This is a genomic window from Aeromonas sp. QDB25, assembly GCF_027707725.1.
GTDB lineage: Bacteria > Pseudomonadota > Gammaproteobacteria > Enterobacterales > Aeromonadaceae > Aeromonas > Aeromonas caviae.
In genome coordinates, this window is sequence record NZ_JAPCIZ010000048.1 from 1 (window position 1) to 23,955 (window position 23,955).

Annotated in this window: 20 protein-coding genes; 2 read left to right on the top strand and 18 right to left on the bottom strand. The window is 61.4% G+C overall.

The genetic code is table 11. The annotated features are described in order from the left end of the window. Positions 1 to 154 precede the first annotated feature (154 nt). The gene (locus PG883_RS15680) at positions 155 to 1,447 is read right to left on the bottom strand and encodes an HAAAP family serine/threonine permease (RefSeq protein WP_029313944.1); all 1,293 of its coding nucleotides are present in this window, start codon (positions 1,445 to 1,447) and stop codon (positions 155 to 157) included. 496 nt (positions 1,448 to 1,943) lie between these two features. On the opposite strand from PG883_RS15680, the gene PG883_RS15685 reads away from it, so the two are divergent. After that, positions 1,944 to 2,849: a LysR family transcriptional regulator gene (locus tag PG883_RS15685; protein WP_010673421.1), complete on the top strand. Its 906-nt coding sequence runs from the start codon at positions 1,944 to 1,946 to the stop codon at positions 2,847 to 2,849. A 106-nt stretch (positions 2,850 to 2,955) separates the two neighbouring features. Then, entirely contained in the window at positions 2,956 to 4,347 is a 1,392-nt protein-coding gene (locus tag PG883_RS15690) for an MATE family efflux transporter (RefSeq protein ID WP_010673420.1), read from the top strand. An 80-nt stretch (positions 4,348 to 4,427) separates the two neighbouring features. Here the strand turns inward: PG883_RS15690 and accA are convergent, their stop codons facing one another. The 17 genes from accA to rpsB all read right to left on the bottom strand — a co-directional run bounded on the left by accA (position 4,428) and on the right by rpsB (position 23,750). Then, positions 4,428 to 5,378: an acetyl-CoA carboxylase carboxyl transferase subunit alpha gene (gene accA, locus PG883_RS15695; RefSeq protein ID WP_010673419.1), complete on the bottom strand. Its 951-nt coding sequence runs from the start codon at positions 5,376 to 5,378 to the stop codon at positions 4,428 to 4,430. A 16-nt stretch (positions 5,379 to 5,394) separates the two neighbouring features. Beyond that, positions 5,395 to 8,874 (bottom strand): DNA polymerase III subunit alpha, encoded by a 3,480-nt coding sequence (gene dnaE, locus PG883_RS15700; RefSeq protein ID WP_010673418.1) that lies wholly within the window; start codon positions 8,872 to 8,874, stop codon positions 5,395 to 5,397. A 53-nt stretch (positions 8,875 to 8,927) separates the two neighbouring features. Further along, positions 8,928 to 9,518, bottom strand: a complete 591-nt coding sequence (gene rnhB, locus PG883_RS15705; RefSeq protein ID WP_010673417.1) for a ribonuclease HII — start codon at positions 9,516 to 9,518, stop codon at positions 8,928 to 8,930. 78 nt (positions 9,519 to 9,596) lie between these two features. Then, positions 9,597 to 10,736: a lipid-A-disaccharide synthase gene (lpxB, locus tag PG883_RS15710; RefSeq protein WP_010673416.1), complete on the bottom strand. Its 1,140-nt coding sequence runs from the start codon at positions 10,734 to 10,736 to the stop codon at positions 9,597 to 9,599. Beyond that, a complete protein-coding gene (gene lpxA, locus PG883_RS15715) occupies positions 10,729 to 11,520 on the bottom strand; it encodes an acyl-ACP--UDP-N-acetylglucosamine O-acyltransferase (protein ID WP_080988583.1) in 792 nt (263 codons plus the stop codon). The genes lpxB and lpxA overlap by 8 nt, the downstream gene beginning before the upstream one ends. Before the next feature lie 2 nt (positions 11,521 to 11,522). Continuing rightward, entirely contained in the window at positions 11,523 to 11,984 is a 462-nt protein-coding gene (gene fabZ / locus PG883_RS15720; RefSeq protein WP_010673414.1) for a 3-hydroxyacyl-ACP dehydratase FabZ, read from the bottom strand. Between the two features lie 24 nt (positions 11,985 to 12,008). Beyond that, on the bottom strand, positions 12,009 to 13,028 hold the full coding sequence (gene lpxD / locus PG883_RS15725; RefSeq protein ID WP_039039449.1) for a UDP-3-O-(3-hydroxymyristoyl)glucosamine N-acyltransferase: 1,020 nt from the start codon (positions 13,026 to 13,028) through the stop codon (positions 12,009 to 12,011). Positions 13,029 to 13,031: 3 nt separating this feature from the next. Next, positions 13,032 to 13,544: an OmpH family outer membrane protein gene (locus PG883_RS15730; RefSeq protein WP_029313943.1), complete on the bottom strand. Its 513-nt coding sequence runs from the start codon at positions 13,542 to 13,544 to the stop codon at positions 13,032 to 13,034. 147 nt (positions 13,545 to 13,691) lie between these two features. Then, positions 13,692 to 16,115, bottom strand: coding sequence for an outer membrane protein assembly factor BamA (bamA, locus tag PG883_RS15735; protein ID WP_043152310.1), 2,424 nt, complete (start codon positions 16,113 to 16,115; stop codon positions 13,692 to 13,694). A 34-nt stretch (positions 16,116 to 16,149) separates the two neighbouring features. After that, positions 16,150 to 17,502, bottom strand: coding sequence for a sigma E protease regulator RseP (gene rseP / locus PG883_RS15740; protein WP_043152308.1), 1,353 nt, complete (start codon positions 17,500 to 17,502; stop codon positions 16,150 to 16,152). A gap of 76 nt (positions 17,503 to 17,578) precedes the next feature. Beyond that, positions 17,579 to 18,775, bottom strand: a complete 1,197-nt coding sequence (gene ispC / locus PG883_RS15745) for a 1-deoxy-D-xylulose-5-phosphate reductoisomerase (protein ID WP_010673409.1) — start codon at positions 18,773 to 18,775, stop codon at positions 17,579 to 17,581. Between the two features lie 67 nt (positions 18,776 to 18,842). Continuing rightward, positions 18,843 to 19,700 (bottom strand): phosphatidate cytidylyltransferase, encoded by an 858-nt coding sequence (locus PG883_RS15750; protein WP_029313939.1) that lies wholly within the window; start codon positions 19,698 to 19,700, stop codon positions 18,843 to 18,845. Between the two features lie 27 nt (positions 19,701 to 19,727). After that, positions 19,728 to 20,504, bottom strand: a complete 777-nt coding sequence (uppS, locus tag PG883_RS15755) for a polyprenyl diphosphate synthase (protein WP_039039427.1) — start codon at positions 20,502 to 20,504, stop codon at positions 19,728 to 19,730. A gap of 72 nt (positions 20,505 to 20,576) precedes the next feature. Next, positions 20,577 to 21,134 (bottom strand): ribosome recycling factor, encoded by a 558-nt coding sequence (frr, locus tag PG883_RS15760; RefSeq protein WP_010673406.1) that lies wholly within the window; start codon positions 21,132 to 21,134, stop codon positions 20,577 to 20,579. Positions 21,135 to 21,229: 95 nt separating this feature from the next. Next, complete coding sequence (gene pyrH / locus PG883_RS15765; protein WP_010673405.1) at positions 21,230 to 21,964, bottom strand: UMP kinase; 735 nt, start codon at positions 21,962 to 21,964, stop codon at positions 21,230 to 21,232. Between the two features lie 71 nt (positions 21,965 to 22,035). Continuing rightward, positions 22,036 to 22,917, bottom strand: a complete 882-nt coding sequence (tsf, locus tag PG883_RS15770; RefSeq protein WP_010673404.1) for a translation elongation factor Ts — start codon at positions 22,915 to 22,917, stop codon at positions 22,036 to 22,038. A 104-nt stretch (positions 22,918 to 23,021) separates the two neighbouring features. Further along, positions 23,022 to 23,750 carry a 30S ribosomal protein S2 gene (gene rpsB, locus PG883_RS15775; RefSeq protein ID WP_010673403.1) on the bottom strand — a complete coding sequence of 243 codons (729 nt, stop codon included), beginning with the start codon at positions 23,748 to 23,750 and terminating at the stop codon, positions 23,022 to 23,024. Between the last annotated feature and the right edge of the window lie 205 nt (positions 23,751 to 23,955).

The following is a 23,955-nucleotide window of genomic DNA, read 5'->3' on the forward strand; positions in this document are numbered from 1 at the left end:
GATGCACGGCGACAGCAGGGTGATGGTGGTGGTGTGTTTGGAGACAGCCAGTTTACCAGCACCCTGTCTGTCAACTTCCACTTTCCCAGGATCCCGCGAAGAACCAAAAAAACCGCCCCGGGGGGCGGCTTTCTCACAGGGATGAACGCTGTCATCAGGCAATCAGCTTGTAGATGATGCCGGACATGGCGATGAGGCCGATGAGGGTGACGAAGCCGTTGCTGAGGTTGCCGGCATATTTGCGCATGGCCGGTACCTTGGCGATGGCGTACATCGGCATCAGGAAGAGCAGCATGGCGATGATGGGGCCGCCCAGATCTTCAATCATGCCGAGGATGCTCGGGTTGATGGTGGCCACGGCCCAGGTGGTCAGGATCATGAAGACCGCGGTCACCTTGTTCAGCTGCTTGACGTCGACGTTCTTGCCCTTCTCGCGCAGGGACTTGGCCATCAGGCCGTTCATGCCCTCTTGCGCACCCAGGTAGTGACCCAGGAAGGACTTGCTGATGGCAACCATGGCGATGAGCGGTGCCACGGTGGCGATCACCGGGTTGTCGAAGTGGTTGGCCAGGTAGGAGAGGATGGAGATGTTCTGCTCCTTGGCCGCCGCCAGGTCAGCCGGGGAGAGGCTCAGCACGCAGCTGAACACGAAGAACATTACCGTCATCACCATCATGACGTGGGCGCCCAGCAGGATGTTGCTGCACTTCTTCTCGGCGTTGGCGCCGTAGCGGCCTTTGTTGTCCACCGCGAAGGAGGAGATGATCGGGGAGTGGTTGAAGGAGAACACCATCACCGGGATGGCCAGCCACAGGGTCTTGATGAAGTCGCCATTGAAGGCCTCACCCAGCGCAGGGGCTTCGGTGATGATGGCACCGTTCCAGTGCGGGATCAGGTAGAGCGCCAGGCCCATCAGGGTGACCACGAACGGGAAGACCAGCACGCTCATCGCCTTGACGATGACCTGGCCGCCCAGGCGAACGATCGCCATCAGACCCAGGATCAGCACCAGGGAGAGGATGGCACGAGGAGGTGCCGTAATGCCCAGCTGGTGCACCATCAGGCTCTCGACGGTGTTGGTGATGGCCACGGAGTACATCAGCAGGATGGGGTAGATGGCGAAGAAGTAGAGCAGGGTGATGAACTTGCCTGCGGTCTTGCCGAAGTGCTCTTCTACCACCTCGGTGATGTCGCCGTCACGGGTGGAGCCGGACAGCACGAAGCGGGTCAGGCCACGGTGGGCGAAGAAGGTCAGCGGCAGGGCCAGGATCAGCATGGCGACCAGCGGCCACAGGCCACCGACACCGGCATTGATCGGCAGGAAGAGGACACCGGCGCCGATGGCGGTACCGTACAGACCCAGCATCCAGACCACGTCGGCCTTGTTGATGCCACGGGAGGAGGCTTTGCTCAAGCTGCCTTCAACTGCAATGTTCATGTCAGACATAGGGGTGTTCCTGTCATCAAGGAAAGTGGGATCTTAACTTGTCAGTGGGCCTGGGCCCGGTTCCTTTCCCTGGAACTCCAGCTATTCGTCCTGTTTGTTCCTCCGCCCCGGCCATCCGGCCGCCACTCCCTGTGGCAACCTGATTGCAACAAACACGGGCGGGGAGTCGTAATACAGAGGGGATCGTGCTCGCTCGTTAACAACGGGATAACGCTCACCTCATCCGATGAGATGACTCTAGTTAAAAGGCCCTATTAATCACAGCGTTTTTTTGAATTAATCAACCAAAGTTTGATTGGAATCGCCTTTCCGTCGCTTCAGATCACACTTGAATCGCCATATTGCGATTTTTTTTTAACATATAAACTTTTTGGTGTGATCCACCTCACCCTTGAAGCGCGCAACAATTTCGTCACAACCCCCTCGTTGCCCCCCGATTGTCTCCCGTCGCCCCATGGCGTACCCTTTGTGTCCGCCCCTTTTCTGCGTACCGACCATGACCCTCTCCCGCACCGATCTCGCCGAGCTGGCCGTGTTTGCCGCCGTCGCCCGTCACCGCAGTTTCAGCAAGGCTGCCCTCGAGCTCGGGGTCTCCGCCTCGGCCCTGAGTCATGCCCTCAAAGGGCTGGAGAGTCGCCTGGCCGTCAGACTGCTCAATCGCAGCACCCGGGCCGTGGTGCCGACCGAGGCGGGCGAACGGCTGCTGGCCCAGGTGCTGCCAACCCTGGGGCAACTGGAGGCGGCGCTGGCGGAGCTGACGCGCCACGCGGGCGAACCCGTGGGCAGGCTCAGGCTCTGTGCCCCCCGAGCCGCCATCCAGGAGGTGCTGGCCCCGGTGCTCATCGACTATCTGGTACGCTACCCGCGCATGCAGGTGGAGGTGGAGGAGCTGGAGCTGATGCCCCGCCTCATCGAGGATGGCTACGACGCCGCCCTCTTCTATGGCGACCTGCTGCCCCAGGAGATGATCTCGGTTCCCCTGGGCCCGCAGCAGCGCTATCTGGTGGTGGGCTCCCCCGACTATCTGGCACGGCGTGGCACCCCTCGCCACCCCTCGGATCTGCGCCAGCACGACTGCATCGGTTATCGGCTCACTCCCCATCACCACTATCGCTGGGCCTTTGCCGCCAAGGGGGAACTGCTGGAGATCGAAGTGACGGGCCCGCTCACCACCAGCACGCCCGCGCTCTACCTGGGGGCGGCCGAGGCGGGGCTCGGGCTCGCCTACTGCCATGAAGGGGAGGTGTTCGACGCCCTGGCATCGGGGCGGCTGGTAAGCGTGCTGGATGACTGGAGCCCCAGCTTTGCCGGGTTCAACCTCTTCTATCCGGGCCGGCACCAGCTGGGGCAAGGGCTGCGAGCCCTGATCGACATGCTGAAGGAGTATCACAGGATCCGTTGATTGATGAGCTGTATTCAGCAATTCATCAAATGAAAGCCTGATTATCAATTAATCCATAAGAAACTAGACTGTCTGCTCGATTCCGGCCCTTTTCCCGAGTACAGATATGTCCGCCTACTTCCGCCTGCGTCAACGGGCCATGGCCCGCCGTTTCTGGGGCTATGCCCTCCCCTCCGTCATGGCCATGCTGGTCTCCGGCGCCTACTACCTGGTAGACGGCATCTTCGTCGGCCACTACGTGGGGGCCGCCGGCCTTGCCGGCATCAACCTGGTCTATCCGGTCATCATGGTGCTCATCGGCCTCGCCGCCATGATCGCCATGGGGGCCGCCACCGCCATCTCCTTCCAGCAGGGCGCCAGGAACCTCGCTCTGGCCCGCCAGGCTCTGGTCAGCGCCCTCTGGCTGCTGCTGATCCTGGGCACGGTAGCGCCGCTGCTGCTGCACCACTGGCACACCGATATCCTGCAGGCCCTGGGAATGGCCCCCGGCACCGACACCTGGCAGCAGGCCAGCGACTACCTCACCTGGATTGGCGGTGGCACCCTGCTGCTCGCCAGCAACCTGGCGGTGCCCTACCTGCTTCGCAACGACGGCCGCCCTCGCCTCGCCATGGTACTGGTGAGCGGCGGCGCCCTCCTCAACATCCTGCTCAACTACATCATGGTGGGCCGGCTCGGGCTCGGCCTCACCGGCACGGCCCAGGCCACCCTCCTCTCGGAGGCCATGGTCAGCCTGCTCGGCCTGGGGTACTTCTTCACCCGCCACGCCCGGTTGCGGCTGACCTGGCGCCAGCTGGTGCCCCGCTTCCCGGCCATGCCCGGCCTGCTCTTCACCGGGCTGCCGAGCCTCATCGCCCAGTTCAATCTGGGGCTGCTGTTGCTGCTGCACAACAGCCAGCTGATGGTGCACGGCACGGTCAAGGATCTGGCGGGCTTTACCGTGGCGGGATACACGGAGGCGGTCTTCATCGTCATCCTGCAGGGACTGGCGTTTGGCATCCAGCCCCTGGTGAGCCAGGCAGCGGGGGCCGGGCGCCATCGCGACCTCCAGTTCCTGATGGCGATGGGGCTCAAGATCACCCTGGTCTATGGCCTGGGGGTCTGGCTGATTGTCCAGCTGCTGCCGCAGCCGGTCGCCATGCTCTACACCGGGGATCAGGACGCAGAGCTGCTCGCCGCCGCCATCAGCAGCCTGACCCTCAACCTCGCTGCCCTGCCCCTGGAGGGGATCGTCATGTTCGGCATCGTGCTGTTGCAGGCCATGGCCCGCACCCGCCAGGCCCTCGTCATCTCCGTGGCCAAGACGGTGCTGCTGCTGCCCCTCATCTTCCTGCTGCCCCTCTGGTGGGGGCGCGACGGGGTCTTGATGGCCCAGCCCGCCACCGTGCTGCTGCTGACGCCCCCCCTGTGCTGGCTGCTGTGGCGGGAGTGGCGGGCCCTGAGCCCTGCCGGAGGGCGTGCTTCCATCCCCATGCAACGGGCGCTGACCGCCCCCTGAGGCCCGCCCCGGCGTCCCCCCACAAACGTCGCCCATAAAAAAGTCCCCGCATGCGGGGACTTTTTATTGGAAGCGGCAGATCAGCAGTAGCCGTAACCCAGCAGACGCTGGTAGCGCTGCTCCAGCAGTTGCTCGCTGTCGAGGGGGCGCAGGGCATCCAGATCCTGCTTGATGCGCGCTTTCAGGTGCTTGGCCATCTTCTCCACGTCGCGGTGGGCACCGCCGAGGGGCTCCTCGACGATGTTGTCGATGAGCTTCAGCTCCTTCAGGCGCTGGGCGGTGATGCCCATGGCATCCGCCGCCACCGAGGCCTTCTCGGCGCTCTTCCACAGGATGGAGGCGCACCCTTCCGGGGAGATGACGGAGTAGGTGGAGTATTGCAGCATGTTGACCCGATCGCCCACGCCGATGGCGAGAGCGCCGCCGGAACCGCCTTCACCGATCACGGTGCAGACCACCGGCACGGTCAGGCCGGCCATGACTTTCAGGTTGCGGGCGATGGCTTCGGACTGGCCACGCTCCTCGGCACCCACACCGGGGTAGGCACCCGGGGTGTCGATGAAGGTGATGATCGGCATCTTGAAGCGCTCGGCCATCTCCATCAGGCGCAGGGCCTTGCGGTACCCTTCCGGGCGCGGCATGCCGAAGTTGCGCTTGATCTTCTCCTTGGTCTCGCGCCCCTTCTGGTGACCGATGATCATCACGGGCTCGCCGTCGAGACGGGCGATGCCGCCGACAATGGCCTTGTCATCGGCATAGGCGCGATCCCCGGCCAGTTCGTCGAAATCGGTGAAGATCTGCTCGATGTAGTCGAGGGTGTAGGGGCGCTGGGGATGACGTGCCATCTGGGATACCTGCCAGGCACCCAGATCGCCGAAGATCTTCTTGGTCAGCTCTTCGTTTTTCTTCTCCAGCCGGCGAATGTCTTCGCTGAGATCCACGGCACTGTTGTGCTCGCTCACATGGCGCAGTTCATCGATCTGTGCCTGCAACTCGGCGATCGGCTGTTCAAAATCCAGAAAAAGACTCATAGGGACAATAGATCCTCTAATCAAAAACCAATTCAACCCGCTCTCGTCCAAGCAGGACTCGCAAGTCATCTATCAGTTGATCGGTGGGCGTCACCCGCCACTCGGTACCGAGCGTCAATCGCACCCGGGAACCGGGGCGACGATAGTTTACCTGAACCGGACAGACTCCGGCACGGGCGGGCTCCAAAATCTCGCACAAACGCGGGAAAAAGCGCTCGTCAATGCGTTGTTCATCGAGGGAGATGCGGATTGCCCTGGCAAAACGCTCCCTCGCATCGTTGATATCCAGCAATTCGCGGGCCGACATTTTAAGGCCACCGGAGAAGTCATCAAAGCTGACCTGTCCAGAAACCACTAAAATACGGTCTTTTTGCATCAATTCTTCGTATTTTTCCAGCGCTTCACTGAAAAGGGTCACATCCAGACGGCCGGATCTGTCGTCCAGAGTGAAGATCCCCATCTTGTTGCCGCGCTTGGTCACCATGCTGCGCGCCGCGATCACCAACCCCGCCGCCGTGGTCACGGTATCGCGGGAGGTGGGATGCAGATCGCACAGTCGGCCCGAGGTGTAGCGCCGCAGCTCGCTGCTGTACTGGTTGATGGGGTGACCGGTGAGGTAGAGCCCCAGGGTCTCGCGCTCCCCTTCCAGCCACACCTTGTCGGGCCAGTGCGGCACGTTGGCGAACGCCTTCTTGACGTCGTCGATCTCCTCCGTGAGCACGCCGAACATGTCGACCTGCCCCACCGCCTGGGCCTTGGCGTGCTGCTCGGCGGCGCGCATCGCCTCCTCCAGGGTCGCCATCAGGGCGGCGCGGTGGGGGCCGAGCCTGTCCATGGCGCCGGAGAGGATGAGCTTCTCCATCACCCGCTTGTTGAGCTTCTTGATGTCCACCCGGTTGCAGAAGTCGAACAGGTCGCGGAACGGACCGTCCCGATCCCGCGCCTCCAGGATCGCCTCGATGGGCCCTTCCCCTACTCCCTTCACCGCGCCGATACCGTAGACGATGTGGCCGTCCTCGTTGACGCTGAAGCGATAGCGACCGGTGTTGACGTCCGGCGGTATCACGGTCAGCCCCATGCGCTGACACTCGTCCACCAGGGTCACTATCTTGTCGGTGTTGTCCATGTCGGCGGTCATGACCGCCGCCATGAACTCCGCCGGGAAGTGGGTCTTGAGCCAGAGGGTCTGGTAGGAGACCAGCGCATAGGCAGCGGAGTGGGACTTGTTGAAGCCGTAGCCCGCAAACTTCTCCACCAGATCGAAGATCTTCATCGCCAGTTCGCCGTCGACGCCGTTCTTGACCGCCCCCTCCTCGAAGCCCGCCCGCTGCTTGGCCATCTCTTCGGGTTTTTTCTTGCCCATGGCCCGGCGCAGCATGTCCGCGCCACCCAGGGTATACCCCGCCAGGGTCTGGGCGATCTGCATCACCTGCTCCTGGTAGAGGATGATGCCGTAGGTGGGCTCGAGTATGGGTTTGAGGCTTTCGTGCTGCCACTTCTCGTCCGGGTAGGAGATGGCCTCCTTGCCGTGCTTGCGCTCGATGAAGTTGTCCACCATGCCCGACTGGAGCGGGCCCGGGCGGAACAGGGCCACCAGCGCGATCATGTCTTCGAAGCAGTCGGGCTGCAGCCGCTTGATAAGGTCCTTCATGCCGCGGGATTCGAGCTGGAACACCGCCGTGGTCTCGAAACGCTGCAAGAGGGCGAACGACTTCTTGTCGTCGATGGGGATGGCGGCGATGTCCACCGGCGGCTTGCCCTCTTTGGCAAGACGGGGGTTTATCATGCCAAGGGCCCAATCGATGATGGTGAGGGTGCGCAGCCCCAGGAAGTCGAACTTCACCAGCCCGGCATACTCCACGTCGTTCTTGTCGAACTGGGTGACCGGGTGATGCCCCTCGTCGTCGCAATAGAGCGGCGCAAAGTCGGTGATCTTGGTAGGCGCGATCACCACGCCACCGGCGTGCTTGCCGGCGTTGCGCACCACCCCTTCCAGGCGGCGGGCCATGTCGATGAGGTCCTTGACCTCCTCGTCCTGCTCGTAGAGCTCCGGCAACTTGGGCTCGGCTTCGAACGCCTTGGCGAGGGTCATGCCGGGGTCGGGCGGGATCAGCTTGGAGATGCGATCGACAAAGCCGTAGGCGTGGCCCAGCACCCGGCCAACGTCCCGCACCACCGCCTTGGCTGCCATGCTGCCGAAGGTGATGATCTGGGATACCGCCTCCCGGCCATACATCTCGGAGACGTGATCGATCACCTCGTCGCGCCTGTCCATGCAGAAGTCGACGTCGAAGTCGGGCATGGAGACCCGCTCGGGGTTCAGGAAACGTTCGAACAGCAGGTCAAATTCCAGCGGATCGAGATCGGTGATCTTGAGGGCATAGGCCACCAGCGACCCCGCCCCCGAGCCCCGGCCCGGACCAACGGGGATGCCGTTGTCCTTGGACCACTGGATAAACTCCATCACGATGAGGAAGTAACCCGGGAAGCCCATCTGGTTGATCACTTTGAGCTCGATGTCGAGACGCTCGTCATACTCGGGACGACGCTCGGCCCGCACCGCCGGATCCGGGAACAGGAATTCGAGCCGCTCCTCCAGCCCTTCCTTCGACTTCATGACCAGGAAGTCCTCGGTGGTCATGTCGCCGGTGGGGAAATTGGGCAGGAAATACTCGCCAAGGCGCACCGTCACGTTGCAACGCTTGGCGATCTCCACCGTGTTTTCCAGGGCTTCCGGGATGTCGGCAAACAGCTCCGCCATCTCCTCCTGACTGCGCAGGTACTGCTGGGGGCTGTAGCGGCGCGGTCGGCGCTTGTCCATCAGGGTATAGCCGTCGTGGATGGCGACCCGGATCTCGTGGGCATCGAAGTCATCGGCGGTGAGGAACACCACCTCGTTGGTGGCAACCACCGGCAGTTCGAACTCGGTGGCAATGGCCACCGCCATGTGGAGGTAGACCTCCTCGTCCGGGCGGCCGGTACGCAGCAGCTCCAGGTAGTAGGCATCCGGGAAGTGGGTCTGGTAGAAGGCGAGGCAATGCTCCACCATCTGGCGGTTGCCCTTGAGCAGGAACTTGCCCACATCCCCCTCGCGCCCGCCGGAGAGGACGATCACCCCCTTGGCATGTTCGCCAAGCCAGGCCTTGTCGATGACGGGGCGCCCCTGCACATGGCCGCGCTGATAGCCGCGGGAGATGAGCAGGGTGATGTTCTGGTAGCCGTCGTTGTCCATGGCGAGCAGGGTGAGGCGAAACTGCTCGTCCCCAAGCTCGTCGCTCTGCACCCAGAAATCCGCCCCGACCAGGGGCTTGATCCCCTTGCCGTGGGCAGAGCCGTAGAAGCGCACCAGGCCGCACATGTTCATCTGGTCCGTCAGGGCCAGGGCCGGCATGTTGTTGGCGGCGGCTGCGGAGACGATGGGACCGATCTTCTGCAGGCCGTCGACCATGGAGAAGTCGGAATGCACCCTCAGGTGGATGAAACGGGGATCAGCCATGGTCACGCCCTCTCATTGCGCAAGCAGAAATCGTTCAGACAGATCGGCATCGGTTATTCGATCCCCAGGGCGCGGCGCACCGGCTTGAAGCTCTGACGGTATTCGGGCAGCGGGCCCCGTTCGGCCAGAATGGCGAGGTGCTCCGCCGTCGGGTAGCCCTTGTGGCGGGCGAAACCGTACTCGGGATGGCGGCTGTCCAGCTCGGTCATCTCGGCGTCCCGGGTCACCTTGGCGAGGATGGAGGCGGCGCTGATGGCGGCCACCAGGCTGTCCCCCTTGACCACGGCGCGGACCTCCATCGGCAATCTGGGGCAGCGGTTGCCGTCGATGAAGACCAGCTCGGGCGTCACCTTGAGCCCCGCCACGGCGCGCTGCATCGCCAGCATGGTGGCGTGCAGGATGTTGAGCTCGTCGATTTCCGCCGGGCTGGCGCGGCCGATGGCATAGGCCAGCGCCTTCTCTTTGATCTCGCCAAACAGGGCGAGCCGCTTCTTCTCGGAGAGTTTCTTGGAATCGGCGAGGCCAAGGATGGGATTGGCAGGATCCAGGATCACCGCGGCGGTGACCACGTCACCCACCAGGGGGCCGCGACCCACCTCGTCCACCCCGGCAATCAGCTTGTCTTCGGGAATATCGATCGTCATCTCATAGCCTTGAATCAAAACCGGCCCCGCAGGGCCAGTATCAGCACAACATCACGCCTGACACACAGGCAGAGCCCACTAACGCTCCAGCAGCGCGGCAACCGCTTCCGCTGCCTGCACATCCGCATTGCAGCGGATCTTCTCGTGCAACCGGGTGAAGGTGGTGATGAGCTCGCTGTTGTCATGGTCCAGCAGCTTGCTCACCTCTTCCACCAGGTTGGCCGGGGTGCACTCGTGCTGGATGAGCTCGGGCACCAGCATCTTGTCCGCCAGCAGGTTCGGCAGGGAGACATAATCCGTCTTCACCAGCCACTGGGCCAGCAAGTAGCTGAAGGGTTTGAGCTTGTAACCGACCACCATGGGCTTTTTCACCAGCATGGCCTCGAGGGCCGCGGTGCCGGAGGCGAGCATCACCACATCGGCGGCAATCATGGCCTCGCGGCCCTGGCCGTCCAGCAGCACCATGTCGAGCTCCGGGGCCACCTCGGCCTTGATGGCGAGGAACTGCTCGCGCCGTTTCTGGTTGACCAGAGGCACGATGAAACCGAGATCCGGGTTGTGCACCGTCAGGTGCTTGCACGCCTCGAGGAAGACCGGCGCCATGAAGCCCACTTCCGCCGTGCGACTCCCCGGCAGTACCGCCAGCCAGCGACGGGCGGGATCGATGCCGAGGGCCTCGCGCACCGCCCCTTGATCCGGGACCAGCGGAATGTCGTCCGCCATGGTGTGGCCGACGAAGCGACAGGGGGCATCGAAACGGTCGTAGAAGGCTTTCTCGAACGGCAGGAAGGCGAGCACCATGTCGGTGGCCGCCTTGATCTTGTGAATGCGGCCCTGACGCCAGGCCCAGACGGAGGGACTGACATAGTGGACCGTCTTGATACCGGCGCGGCGCAGTTTCAGCTCCACCCCGATATTGAAATCCGGTGCATCCACACCGACGAAAATGTCGGGGGGATTGGCGATGAAGTGGCGCAGCAGTTCGCGGCGCACCTGGAGGATGCGGGGCAGACGGCCCAGCACCTCGGTGATGCCCATGACGGAGAGCTCCTCCATCTCGAACAGCGCCTTCACGCCGAGAGCCTGCATCCGCGGCCCGGCGATCCCTTCGAACTGCGCATCCGGGTAGCGGGCTTGCAGTTCGCGCACCAGCCCTGCGGCCAGGATGTCGCCGGAGGTCTCTCCGGCGACGATGCCGATGCGAATGGGATCAGGCACGGATGATCCCGCGCTCGTTGTCCTTGAGGAAATCCACATAGAGCTGGATGGCAGGTTCGCTCTGGGCCATCTCGCTCAGCACGGGCATCACCTCTTCAATGGTCTTGCCGGAGCGGAAGATCTCCTTGTAGGCGCGCTTGACGGCAGAGATCGCCTCGGCGCTGAAGCCACGACGACGCAGGCCTTCGGAGTTGACCCCGAACGGCTTGGCGTAGTTGCCGGCAGCCATCACGTAGGGCGGCACGTCCTTGTTCAGGGCAGCGCAGCCGCCGACGAAGGCGTGGGAGCCGACGCGGCCGAACTGGTGAATGGCAGACAGACCGCCGAAGATCACGAAGTCACCGATGTGCACATGGCCCGCCAGGGTGGCGTTGTTGGCGAAGATGCAGTTGTCACCGATGATGCAGTCGTGGGCAACGTGAACGTTGACCATGAACAGGTTGCCGCTACCCACCTTGGTCAGGCTCTGGTCCTGGGTGGTGCCGCGGTGCACGGTGCAGTTCTCGCGAAACACGTTGTTGTCGCCGATCTCGAGGAAGGTGCGCTCGCCGGCGTACTTCTTGTCCTGGCAATCCTCACCGATGGAGGTGTGCTGGAAGATCTTGTTGCCGCGACCGATCTTGGTCGGGCCCTTGATCACCACGTGGGAGCTCACCCAGGTGTTGTCACCGATTTCCACCTCGGCACCGATGACGGTGAAGGGGCCGATTTCAACCCCTTTGCCGATGACGGCAGACTCATGGACGATGGCGGTGTCGTGGATGATGGCAGTCTGATCGATCACGGTTATACCTCGCGCTTGGCGCACATCAGTTCGGCAGTACAGACCACTTCACCGTCGACGGTGGCGACACCGGTGAACTTGGCGATGCCGCGACGCTCCTTCAGGAACTCCACATCCAGCACCAGCTGATCGCCGGGGCCCACCGGGCGCTTGAAGCGGGCATTGTCGATGGAGGCAAAGTAATAGAGCTCGTTGGGGGACGGCTTGCCCACCATGGTGAAGGCCAGGATACCGGTGGCCTGGGCCATGGCTTCCAGGATCAGCACGCCGGGGAAGACCGGCTTGGCCGGGAAGTGGCCCTGGAAGATCGGCTCGTTGAACGAGACGTTCTTGATGGCGCGCAGGGTCTTGCGCTCATCGCTGATCTCGTAGTTTTCCACCTTGTCCACCATCAGGAACGGATAACGGTGGGGCAGCAGATCCATGATTTCCTGGATGCCCAGGCTCTTCTTTTCAGTAGTCAAAACAGTACCCTATACCAATCGTGATTATTCTTGATCCAGCTTTTTCTCAAGCTTGCTCAACCGCTTGTGCATCTCTTCGATACGCATCACCCGGGCGGCGGTCTTGCGCCACTCTTTATTGGTTTGCAGGGGGATGCCGGAAGAGTAGATACCGGGCTCGGTGATGGGACGCATCACCATGGCCATGCCGGTGACGGTGGCCTGGTCGCAGATCTCCATGTGCCCGTTAAAGACGGAGGCACCACCAATGATACAGTATTTGCCGACCTTGAGACTACCGGCCATCACGGTGGAGCCCGCCACGGCAGTGCCGTAGCCGATCTCGACGTTGTGGGCGATCTGGCACTGGTTGTCGATGATGACGTTGTCAGCGATGCGGGTATCTTCCAGCGCACCGCGGTCGATGGTGGTGCAGGCACCGATCTCGACCCGGTTGCCGATGGTCACGCCGCCGAGCTGGGGGATCTTGATCCACTCGCCGCGCTCGTTGGCATAACCGAAACCGTCTGCCCCGATCACGGTGCCGGCCTGTACCAGACAGTCCGTGCCCAGGGTCACGTTGTGATAGAGGGTGACGTTGGCCCACAACCGGGAGCGCGCTCCCAGTCGGGTATCCTTGCCAACGAAACAGCCCGGGCCGATGCGCACATCGTCACCCAGCACGACGCCGGATTCGATCACCGCATTGGCACCGATGGCCACTCTCTCGCCCAGTTGCACGTCCGCCGCGATGACGGCGCTCGGATGGATATCCATGGCCGGCTGCGGGGTGGTGTCCAGCAGTTGGGCAACCCGGGCAAAGCCCACATAGGGGTCTTTGAGCACCAGGGCGTTGGTGGGGCAAAACGGCAGGTCTGCCTCGGTGATGAGCACGGCAGTGGCCTTGCTCTGCTCCAGAAAATGCCGGTACTTCTTGTTGGACAGGAAGGCTATCTCCCCCTCCCCGGCTTTTTCCAGTGTCGCGACCTTGCGAATTTCCCGGGTCCCATCCCCATGGACCTCGGCCCCCAGTTGCTGGGCCAGCTGTGCGAGAGTGAATGCCATCAATTAGTTGCTCTTGCTAACCTGAGAAATAACCTGGCCGGAGATGTCCAGCTTGCTGGCTGCATACGGGGCGGCGTTGCGCTCCAGCACCAGATCGTAGCCATTGCTCTTGGCGATGGCGTCGATGGCAGCCTGCACCTTGGTCAGGATCTTGTTGCGCTCTTCGGACTGACGGCGACCGTTGTCCTGTTCAAACGCCTGACGCTTCTGGTTGAATTCCATTTGCAGCTTGGCCAGCTTCTCCTGGCTCTGCTTCTTCTGTTCGGCGCTCATGAAGGCTTCGTCCTTCTTGAACTTCTCGACCAGTGCCTGACCGTCGGACTCCAGCTTCTGCAGTTCACGCATGCGCGGCTCGAACTCGCCCTTCAGCTTCTTGGCAACGGCTTCACGCTGGGGCAGCTTTTGGAAGACTTCGCCCATGTCGACCACGGCAATCTTGGTCTCAGCGAAGGCAGAACCCATGCCGGCAGCCATCAGTGCAAAGCTCAAACCAGCTACTTTCAACGCTTTATTCACACTTACTCCTTGGTCCCTCGGTCGAGGGCTACCTGATTTACCTGATTGTGCAAGCGATCCACGAGATCGTCTTGTTACCTGGTGAGGCACGCAAACGCGCGACCCATCATGCTTCCCCCCGCCATGGCGGGGGGGCGTCCGCTCCCCTTAGAAGGTACGGCCGATGTTGAAGGAGAAGACTTGGGTGTCGTCCCCTTCGTATTTCTTGATTGGTCTTGCCAGCACGAACACCAGCGGGCCCATGGGAGAGAGCCACTGCAGCGACAGGCCGGTCGACATCCGGATGTTGCTCGGGTCGGAGTAGTCCATCAGATAGTTGCAACCACTGAAGCAACGGTTCTGATACTGGCTGTAGTCGAAGTGGGTATCCCACACGGAACCGGCGTCGATGAAGAAACTGGTCCGCAGCTGGGGCTGATAGGTCTCGGAGGCAAAGGGCGTCGGCACGATCATTTCCAGCGAGGCCACCGCCAGGGCGTTGCCCCCGACCGAGCTGTCAGTGCCCTGGATGACGTCGTTACCACTCAGGTTGTAGTAGTAGAGCGCCTTCGGACCGACTGTGTTGCTCTTGAAACCGCGCAGGGTATCGAAACCACCGGCGTAGTAGTTCTCGAAGAACGGCAGGACGTGCTCGTAATCGCCATTGGTGCCGTAGCCATCGCCGTAGGAGGCACGGGCCTTGGCCAGCATGACCCATTTGTGATCGGCATCAAACGGGAAGTAGTGGGCATCTTCTGCGTTGAGCTTGAAGTACTGCAGATCCATGCCGGGCACCGTCACCTTGGCGTTCACCCGCTGGCGGTCACCGGAGGTCGGGAACTGACCCTTGTTGAGGGTGGAGCGGGTCCAGCCGGCGGTGACGTCCACGGTGTTGAACACCATGCGGTTGTCGCCATCCAGATTGCCGTTGTAGACCTTCCAGAACTCGTCCACCTGTACATAGGGGTTGGGCTGGGACAGTTTGTTGTTTTCGTAGCCCAGGCTGAAGTCGAGACGGTTGTTCTCGTTGACCGGGAAGCCGCTGGAGAGACGGAAACCGACGGTGGTGTTCTCGTAGTCCACGATGTTGGCGTCGGCCGCACTGAACTTGTTGTAGTAGAGACGGCCGCCCAGGCTCACCCCGTCCACGGTGAAGTAGGGGTCGTTATAGCTCAGGTCGACGCTCTTGGAGTAGTCGTTGGTGCTGGCGTTGATGCCGATCTTCTTGCCGGTCCCCATGAAGTTGTCCTGCTGCAGACCCGCCTGCAGGCTCAGACCCGACTCGGTGCCGTAGCCGATACCGGCGTTGATGGACCCCGCCGGCTGCTCCTTGACCTTGAAGTCCAGATCGACCTGGTCATCGCTGCCCGGCACCCGCTTGGTGTCCACTTCCGCGGTCTCGAAGAAGCCGAGGCGGTTGAGACGGGTCTTGGACTGCTCGACGTTGTCGGAGGAGAGCCAGGTGCCCTCCATCTGGCGCATCTCGCGACGCAGCACTTCGTCCTTGGTGGTGACGTTGCCGCTGAAGTTGATGTTGCGCACATAGACCCGGGGACCCGGCTCAACGTTGACGATGAGCTCCACTTCCTTGGTCTGGTCGTTGATCTGGGGGAAGGTGACCACTTTCGGATAGGCGTAGCCGTAACGGCCGAGGAACTTGGAGAGCACCTCTTCGGTATGGGTCACCTGACTGGCGGAGTAGACGCTGCCCGCCTCGATGGGGATGAGGCCCTTCATCTCGCCGCCGCGGTCGATGAGGTCGCCCTTGAGCTGGATGCCGGAAACCTTGTACTGCTCCCCTTCCTTGACGTTGAGGGTGACATAGACCCCCTTCTTGTCCGGGGTCATGGAGACCTGGGTGGACTCCTGGGTGAAGCGGATGTAGCCGCGGTCCATGTAGTAGGAGCGCAGCACTTCGATGTCACCGGCCAGCTTCTGCTTCTGGTAGCGCTGATCGCCGGTGAAGTTCCACCAGGGCACGTCGTCCTTGAGGGAGAGCTGGGCCAGCAGCTTCTCTTCCGGGAAGACGTTGTTGCCGACGATGTTGATCTGCTGGATCTTGGCCGCTTCCCCTTCCACGAAGGTGAACTTGAGGTCGACTCGGTTGCGCGGCAGCGGGGTGACGATGGCCTTGACCTTGGCGGAGTACTTGCCCACGCCGTAGTAGAAATCTTCCAGCCCTTTCTCGAGGGAGCTCAGCACGGTGCGATCCAGCGGATCACCCACGCGGATCCCGGAGGATTCCAGGCTCTGGGTCAGTTGCTCTTCCTTGATGTCCTTGTTGCCGGAGAACTCGATGCTGGAGATGGTCGGGCGCTCCTTGACCACCACTTGCAGCACCTGACCCTCGCGATAGACCTTGACGTCCTCGAAGTTGCCGGAGGCATAGAGCTTCTTGATGGCGTTCGCCAGGGACACGGAGTCGACGGAATCACCGACACGCACCGGCAGATTCAACAGGGCGGCACCCAGGGTCACCCGCTGCAGGCCCTCGACCTGAATGTCTTGCACCACAAAAGAGGCCGGGGCAGCCTGAGCCAGGAAGCTGGCCCCCAGCAGGCAACTCAACACCAATGCTTTTTTAACAGCCATTTTGTTCTTATGTGTCCTTGTTGATGCTCTGGCCTCAGAGGCGAGCGAAATCATTAAACAGCGCAATGCCCATCAGTAACATCAGAATGGCGGCGCCTATCCTGAACCCAACTTCCTGAATTTTTTCCGATACCGGCTTGCCGGTGATCGCCTCGATGAGGAAATAGACCAGATGGCCACCATCGAGCACCGGCAGGGGGAACAGGTTGATGATCCCCAGGTTGACGCTGATGAGCGCCAGGAATCCGAGGAAATAGACCAACCCGTAATCGGCGCTGCTGCCGGCCCCCTTGGCGATGGAGATGGGGCCGCTCAGGTTGTCCAAAGAGACGATGCCACCGATCAGCTTGCCTATCATGTCGAAGGTCAGGGTGATCAGGCTCCAGGTCTTCTGGACCCCATGCCACAGGGCTTGCAAAGGCCCATACTGTAACAGAGTTCGATACTCATCCGGTAATGGAACCAGTTGCGGCGACAAGCCCACAAAACCGACCAGCTGGCCCTTCACTTTCTTCCCGTCCGGGGTCAGGGTCAGGGTCATCTCGCTGCCCCCGCGCTCCACCGTCACCTGCAGCGGCTGCGCCGGTGACTGCTGGACACGCTCGACAAACTGGGTCCATTCGGTGATGGCCTCTCCATCGACCCCCTTGATGCGATCCCCTATCTGAAGGCCGGCCTTCTCGCTGGCGCTCGATGGCACCACGGCCTCCACCACGGGCAGCACCTTGCCACCGAGGGGCACTATCCCGAGGCTCCCGATGGGTGACTCTTTGTCCGGATCGAATTTCCAACCTGCCAGCTGCAGGGTCTTGTCCACTGCATAGCTGGTGTTGGCCGCCTTGAGCTTGAGCTGGACCGAGTCATCGCCAAGGTGGCTGATGAGGGCGTAGGTGACGCTCTCCCAGTCACCGGTCTCCTCGCCGCCGACGCCGACGATCTCCATGCCTGGCAGGATGCCGGCCTCTGCCACGATGGAGGCGGGACGCACCTCGCCCACCACGGGTTTGACGCTCGGCACCCCTATCATGAACATCAGCCAGAAGGCGAACAGGGCGAACACGAAGTTCGCCATGGGGCCGGCCGCGACGATGGCCATCCGGGCCCAGACGCTCTTGTGGTTGAAGGCCTGCGCCTCCTCCCCCGGCTTGAGTTCGTCGACCCGGCCATCCAGCATCTTGACGTAACCGCCAAGGGGGATCAGGGCCAGCACGTATTCGGTGCCATCCTTGCCAAGGCGACGCCAGATGGCCTTGCCAAAGCCGATGGAGAAGCGCTCCACCTTGACGCCGCAACGACGAGCCACCCAGAAGTGGCCAAATTCATGCACCGCCACCAGCAGCCCGAGGGCCACGATGAAGGCGCCGATATTCCACAGAACCCCGCCCATCAGCCGCGTACCTCGCGGTCATGTCCAGTCCTGCGCTCGAGAGCATGGAGAGGGGCTGGCTGCCACCACAGTCCGTTCATACGGCAAGCTCCTTTATCAGTTGCTGGGCACGGGCTCGGGCCGTACCGTCCAGGGCGATGAGATCCGCCAGAGAGCCGGCAGCACTACTGCCCAGCTCGGCCATGACGGATTCGTTGACTCTGGCAATATCCATAAATCCGATCCGCTCTGCAAGAAAAGCCGCGACGGCCTCCTCGTTGGCGGCATTGAGGGAGGTGGTCGCCCCCTGCCCCTGCTGGCACGCGCTCATGGCCAGCGCCAGACAGGGATAGCGCTCATAGTCGGGCCGGATAAAGCTGAACTCTCCGACACTGAAGAAATCCAAAGGTTCCACACCGGACTCGATCCGTTCCGGATAGGCCAGAGCGTGGGCAATGGGGGTGCACATGTCCGGGTTGCCGAGCTGGGCCAGCACGGAGCCATCCTTGTACTGCACCATGGAGTGAATGACGGACTGGGGGTGGATCACCACCTGGATCTGCTCGGGGGCCGCATTGAACAGCCAGCGCGCCTCGATGTACTCCAACCCCTTGTTCATCATGGTGGCGGAGTCCACCGAGATCTTGGCCCCCATGGACCAGTTGGGATGGGCAATGGCTTGCGCCGGGGTGACATGGTGCAATTCACCCACATCGGCATAGCGGAAAGGTCCGCCGGAGCCGGTCAGCAGGATCTTGCTGATCCCCGCCCCGGCCAGATCGCAGAAACCGGGCTGGCGCTGCACGTCGACCGGCAGGCACTGGAAGATGGCGTTGTGTTCGCTGTCGATGGGCAGCAGCTCGGCGCCGTGCTCTCGCACCGCCTCCATGAAGAAGGCTCCGGACATCACCAGCGCCTCCTTGTTGGCCAGCAGAATGCGCTTGCCGGCGCGCACGGCAGCCATGGTGGGTGCCAGACCCGCCGCACCGACAATGGCCGCCATCACGCTGTGGGCATCGGGGTGAGCAGCCACGTCGCACAGGGCTGCCTGACCGGACAACACCCGAGTGGTGCTGCCGTGAGCCTTGAGCCGACCCGCCAGCTCGCTGGCGGCGCCTTCGTCCACCATGACGGCGAACCGGGGGGAGAATTCGAGACAGTCGCGCAGCATGGCGTCCACGCTGCGTGCAGCGGTCAGCGCCAGCACCTGCCAGCGCCCGGGGTTGTGGCGCAGTACCTTGAGGGTGCTCTGACCGATGGAGCCTGACGCTCCCAGGATCACCAGGTTTTGCATCAAGACTCCTGATTGGGTAACAGACTGATGGAGCGGGACGCTCCCGGGATCATCAGTGCGCGAAACATCAAAACTCCGGACCGAGCAACAGGTAGCTGAGCAGGAAGACGGGCAGCGCCGCCGTCAGGCTGTCGATGCGATCGAGAATGCCCCCATGGCCCGGCAACAGGGTGCCGGAATCCTTGATGCCGGCTTCCCGCTTGAACATGCTCTCGGCCAGATCGCCGAGCACGGAGGCCAGCACCGCCAGCAGAGAACAGAGCAGCACGGTGCCCATCTTGGCAGGCACGAAGCCCATGAACCAGGTCACGCCGATGGCCAGCAGGCTGGCGGTAAACAGCCCACCCAGCATGCCTTCGATGGTTTTACCCGGGCTCACGGCCGGTGCCAGCTTGTGTTTGCCGAACGCCTTGCCGAAAAAATACGCGCCAGAATCTGCCGCCCAGACCAGTCCCATCACGAACAGCAGGATCCAGGCTCCCATCATGGGGTCGTGGTAGAAGTTGTAACCGCGAATGGCCACCAGGGACCAGAAGAAGGGAACCAGGGTCACCAGACCGAACAGGGATTTGAGCCAGATGGATTCACGCCACAGCCTGGCGCTTTGCGGGTAGCGCAGCACCAGCACCAGCCCCAGCAGCCACCAGCTGACAGCGGTCCAGAGCACGCCCATCACCAGCGGATGCAGTTGGGGGATCCAGAGTTGCTCCACGGGCACCCAAAACAGGCTGGCCCCCAGCAGCAGACAGAACACCAGCGGCAACCACTGTTGCGGCTGGGCAGTGACGAAGGCACTCCACTCACGGCTGGCCAGCAGAAAGACCAGGGCGGCGAGCAGGGCAAAGAATTTCAACGGCAGAAAAAACAGCGCCCCCAACACTAGGGGTACTAACAGTAATGCGGTAATAATTCGTTGTTTTAGCAAAAGAAACCTCTCTCTTGGGAGCGGGGTTTAGCCGGTCTGTTGCGCGGCGATCAATTCCCGGATCTGTTCACCCGTACACCCGAAGCGACGCTCGCGAGCAACGAAGGAGGCAACTGCCCCACTGAACTCGGCCTCGTCAAAATCGGGCCACAGGACCGGGGTAAAATAGAGTTCGGCATAGGCGAGCTGCCACAGGACAAAGTTGCTGATGCGATGATCCCCGCCAGTGCGGATCAACAGATCCACGGGGGGCAGATCAGCCATGCAGACATGACGACCCAATGCCGCCTCATCGACCGCCTCGGCATCCAGTTCACCCGCCGCCACGGCCCGTGCCAGGGTCCGGGCCGCCTGGGCGATGTCCCACTGACCGCCATAGTTGGCGGCGATATTGAGGGTCAATCCCTGATTGTTGGCGGTCAGGGCCTCGGCCTTGGCGATCTTGGCCTGCAGCCGCTCGCTGAAGCGGGCAGTGTCGCCAATCACCCGAAGGCGAATGCCGTTGCTGTGCAACTTGCTCACCTCGCGACCCAGCACCGTCATGAACAACTCCATCAGGGCGTTGACTTCCCCTTCCGGACGGCGCCAGTTCTCGCTGGAAAACGCAAACAGGGTCAGCGCCTCCATCTTGGCACGGGCGGCAAAGGCCACGGCCTCACGCACGGATTTCACGCCCGCCTTGTGCCCGGAAACCCGCATCTTGCCGCGGTTCTGGGCCCAGCGACCATTGCCATCCATGATGATGGCGACGTGACGGGGCAAGGACGAGCTGGCGCTATCGCCTAGCGCTGCCAAAAGCGACATTCATTTCTCCCACAAAGACAAAAGCGCCGTGCAGGGGCACTACACGGCGCTCGTAATATACCTGTCGGAGGCTTAGATTTCCATTAGCTCCTTTTCCTTCACAACCAGGGCGTCATCCACCAGCTTGATGAAGGTATCGGTCAGCTTCTGGATCTCTTCCTGGGCGCGACGGTCGTCGTCTTCGGAGATCTCTTTCTCTTTCAGCAGGGCTTTCAGGTCGGCGTTGGCATCGCGACGGATGTTGCGAATGGCAACCCGGGCACCTTCGGCTTCGGCACGGACGATCTTGGTCAGATCACGGCGACGCTCTTCGGTCAGCGGCGGCAGCGGCACGCGCAGAGTCTGGCCGTTGCTGGACGGGTTCAGGCCCAGATCGGAGGTCAGGATGGCTTTTTCCACCGCCTGGATCATGGAGCGATCGAAGATGGAGATGGAGAGAGTACGGGCATCTTCTGCCACCACGTTGGCCAACTGCTTCAGAGGAGTGGCAGCACCGTAATACTCCACCTGGATGCCGTCGAGCAGGCTCGGGTGAGCACGGCCGGTACGGATCTTGGACATCTGGGTCTTCAGCGACTCTACGCTTTTGCCCATGCGGTCCTTGGCGTCGTTTTTAATCTCGTTGATCACAGTGGTTTTCCTTTTGGCGAACGAGCCGACGGGCGGCTCGTATCTATCTTGTTGACTGGCGTAATGGACAAGCGAGCCTAGGGCTCACACTTGCCTTACTTGCTGGCCTGGTGGATCAGGGTACCTTCCGGCTCACCCATGATCACGCGGCGCAGCGCGCCCGGTTTGTTCATGTTGAACACCCGGATCGGCAGATCGTGGTCGCGGGCCAGGGTAAAAGCAGCAAGATCCATCACTTTGAGTTCTTTTTCAAGAACTTCATCATAACTCAGTTCCTGATAGAGCACGGCATCCGGGTTCTTGACCGGGTCATCGGTGAACACGCCATCGACCTTGGTGGCTTTCAGCACGACGTCGGCTTCGATCTCGATACCGCGCAGGCAGGCTGCCGAGTCGGTGGTAAAGAAGGGGTTGCCGGTACCGGCAGAGAAGATCACCACCTTGCCGGCGCGCAGCTGGCTGATGGCTTCGGCCCAGCTGTAGGAGTCGCAGACCCCTTGCAGGGAGATGGCCGACATCAGGCGGGCATTCACATAAGCACGATGCAGGGCATCACGCATGGCCAGGCCGTTCATGACGGTCGCCAGCATGCCCATGTGGTCACCCACCACGCGATTCATGCCTGCCTTGGCAAGGCCGGCACCACGGAACAGGTTGCCGCCACCGATGACCAGACCGACCTGAACACCCAGCTCAACCAGCTCTTTGATCTCTTGGGCCATCCGTTCCAGCACCGCCGGATCAATGCCGAAACCCTCGGATCCTTGCAGGGCTTCACCACTCAACTTCAGAAGAACACGTCTGTATGCAGGCTTGGGATTGGTACTCATGTCACTGATTCCTGGTCATATAAAGACCGCGACATAAGTCGCGGTCTGGGGAAACGGAAAAACCGGTTCGATTAGGCCTTCTGAGCGGCCGCGATCTGGGCTGCTACTTCAGCAGCGAAGTCGGTCTCTTGCTTCTCGATGCCTTCGCCCACTTCGAAACGGGTGAAGGAAACAACGTCAGCGCCTTCTTTCTTCAGCAGCTCGGCAACGGTCATGGAAGGATCTTTCACGAACGGTTGACCAGTCAGGGAAACCTCACCGGTGAACTTCTTCATGCGGCCTTCAACCATCTTCTCGGCGATCTCTTTCGGCTTGCCGGAGTTGATGGCGATGTCGATCTGGATTTCGCGCTCTTTGGCAACGACTTCGGCAGACACGTCTTCCGGTTTGACGAATTGCGGGCTGTTGGCAGCAACGTGCATGGCCAGATCTTTGGCCAGCTCGTCGGTACCGCCAACCAGCTTGGTGATAACACCGATGCGGGAGCCGTGAACGTAGGTGCCCAGGTTGTCACCTTCAACCAGCATCACGCGACGCAGGTTCATGTTCTCACCGATCTTGGCGATCAGGTTGGTGATGGTCAGCTCGACGGACTCGCCGTTGCCGAAGTCGGCGGCTTTCAGCGCGTCAACGTCAGCGATTTTCTGGGTGGCAGCGATCTCGACGATCTTCTGACCCATGGCCAGGAAACCGGCATCCTTGGAAACGAAGTCAGTCTCGCAGTTCAGCTCGATCATGACGGCAACGTTGCCTTCGGTACGGGCGAAGATCACACCTTCAGCGGCGATACGGCCAGCTTTCTTGGCGGCCTTGGCCTGACCGGATTTACGCATGTTCTCGATAGCCAGCTCGATATCACCGTTGGCTTCTTCCAGCGCTTTTTTGCAATCCATCATGCCAGCGGCGGTGCGCTCGCGCAGTTCTTTTACCAGGGCGGCAGAAATGTTTGCCATGTCCAGTATCCTCGGTCTTGAATTGACAAGAAACAGGGGCCACAAGGGCCCCTGCTAACCAATTACATCAGCTTGGTTAATAAGGGCTTTTCAGTCCTTATCAATTACTCAGCTTCAACGAAGCCATCTTGTTCGGCTTGAACAACGATGTCCTGCTCGCGGGCTTCCAGAACGGTGTCAGCAGCAGCGTTCAGGTACAGCTGTACGGCACGGATAGCGTCGTCGTTACCCGGGATGACATAGTCAACGCCGTCCGGGTTGGAGTTGGTATCAACGATGGAAACTACCGGGATACCCAGGTTGTTGGCTTCTTTGATAGCGATGTGCTCGTGGTCGGCATCGACAACGAACAGAACGTCAGGCAGGCCGCCCATGTTCTTGATACCACCCAGGCTCTTCTCCAGCTTTTCCATTTCGCGAGTACGCATCAGCGCCTCTTTCTTGGTCAGCTTGTCGAAGGTACCGTCTTCGCTCTGGGTTTCCAGATCTTTCAGGCGCTTGATGGACTGACGAACGGTTTTCCAGTTGGTCAGCATGCCGCCCAGCCAGCGGTGGTTAACATAGAACTGGTCGCAACGCTCAGCGGCTTCTTTGACGGCTTCAGACGCGGCACGCTTGGTACCTACGAACAGTACCTTGCCTTTCTTGGCAGCTACGGAGCTGATGAAGTTCATGGCATCGTCAAACATCGGAACGGTTTTTTCCAGGTTGATGATGTGAACTTTGCTGCGGGCGCCGAAGATGTAGGACTTCATTTTCGGGTTCCAGTAACGAGTCTGGTGACCGAAGTGAACGCCGGCTTGCAGCATGTCGCGCATAGAAACTTTAGCCATTTTATACCTCTGTATTGGGGTTAGGCCTCCACACATCCCATATAACCGACCCGTTAAGGCACCCCGGCATATGTGTCGATGTGTGTGTGTTGTTGAGTAAGGGTGATGGTATGAGGACACGAGTTCCCCATTCCGGCGCGCTTTATACCATAACTTTGGTCATGACACCACCAGCCCGGGTGCTAAAAATGGATCCCGGACCATG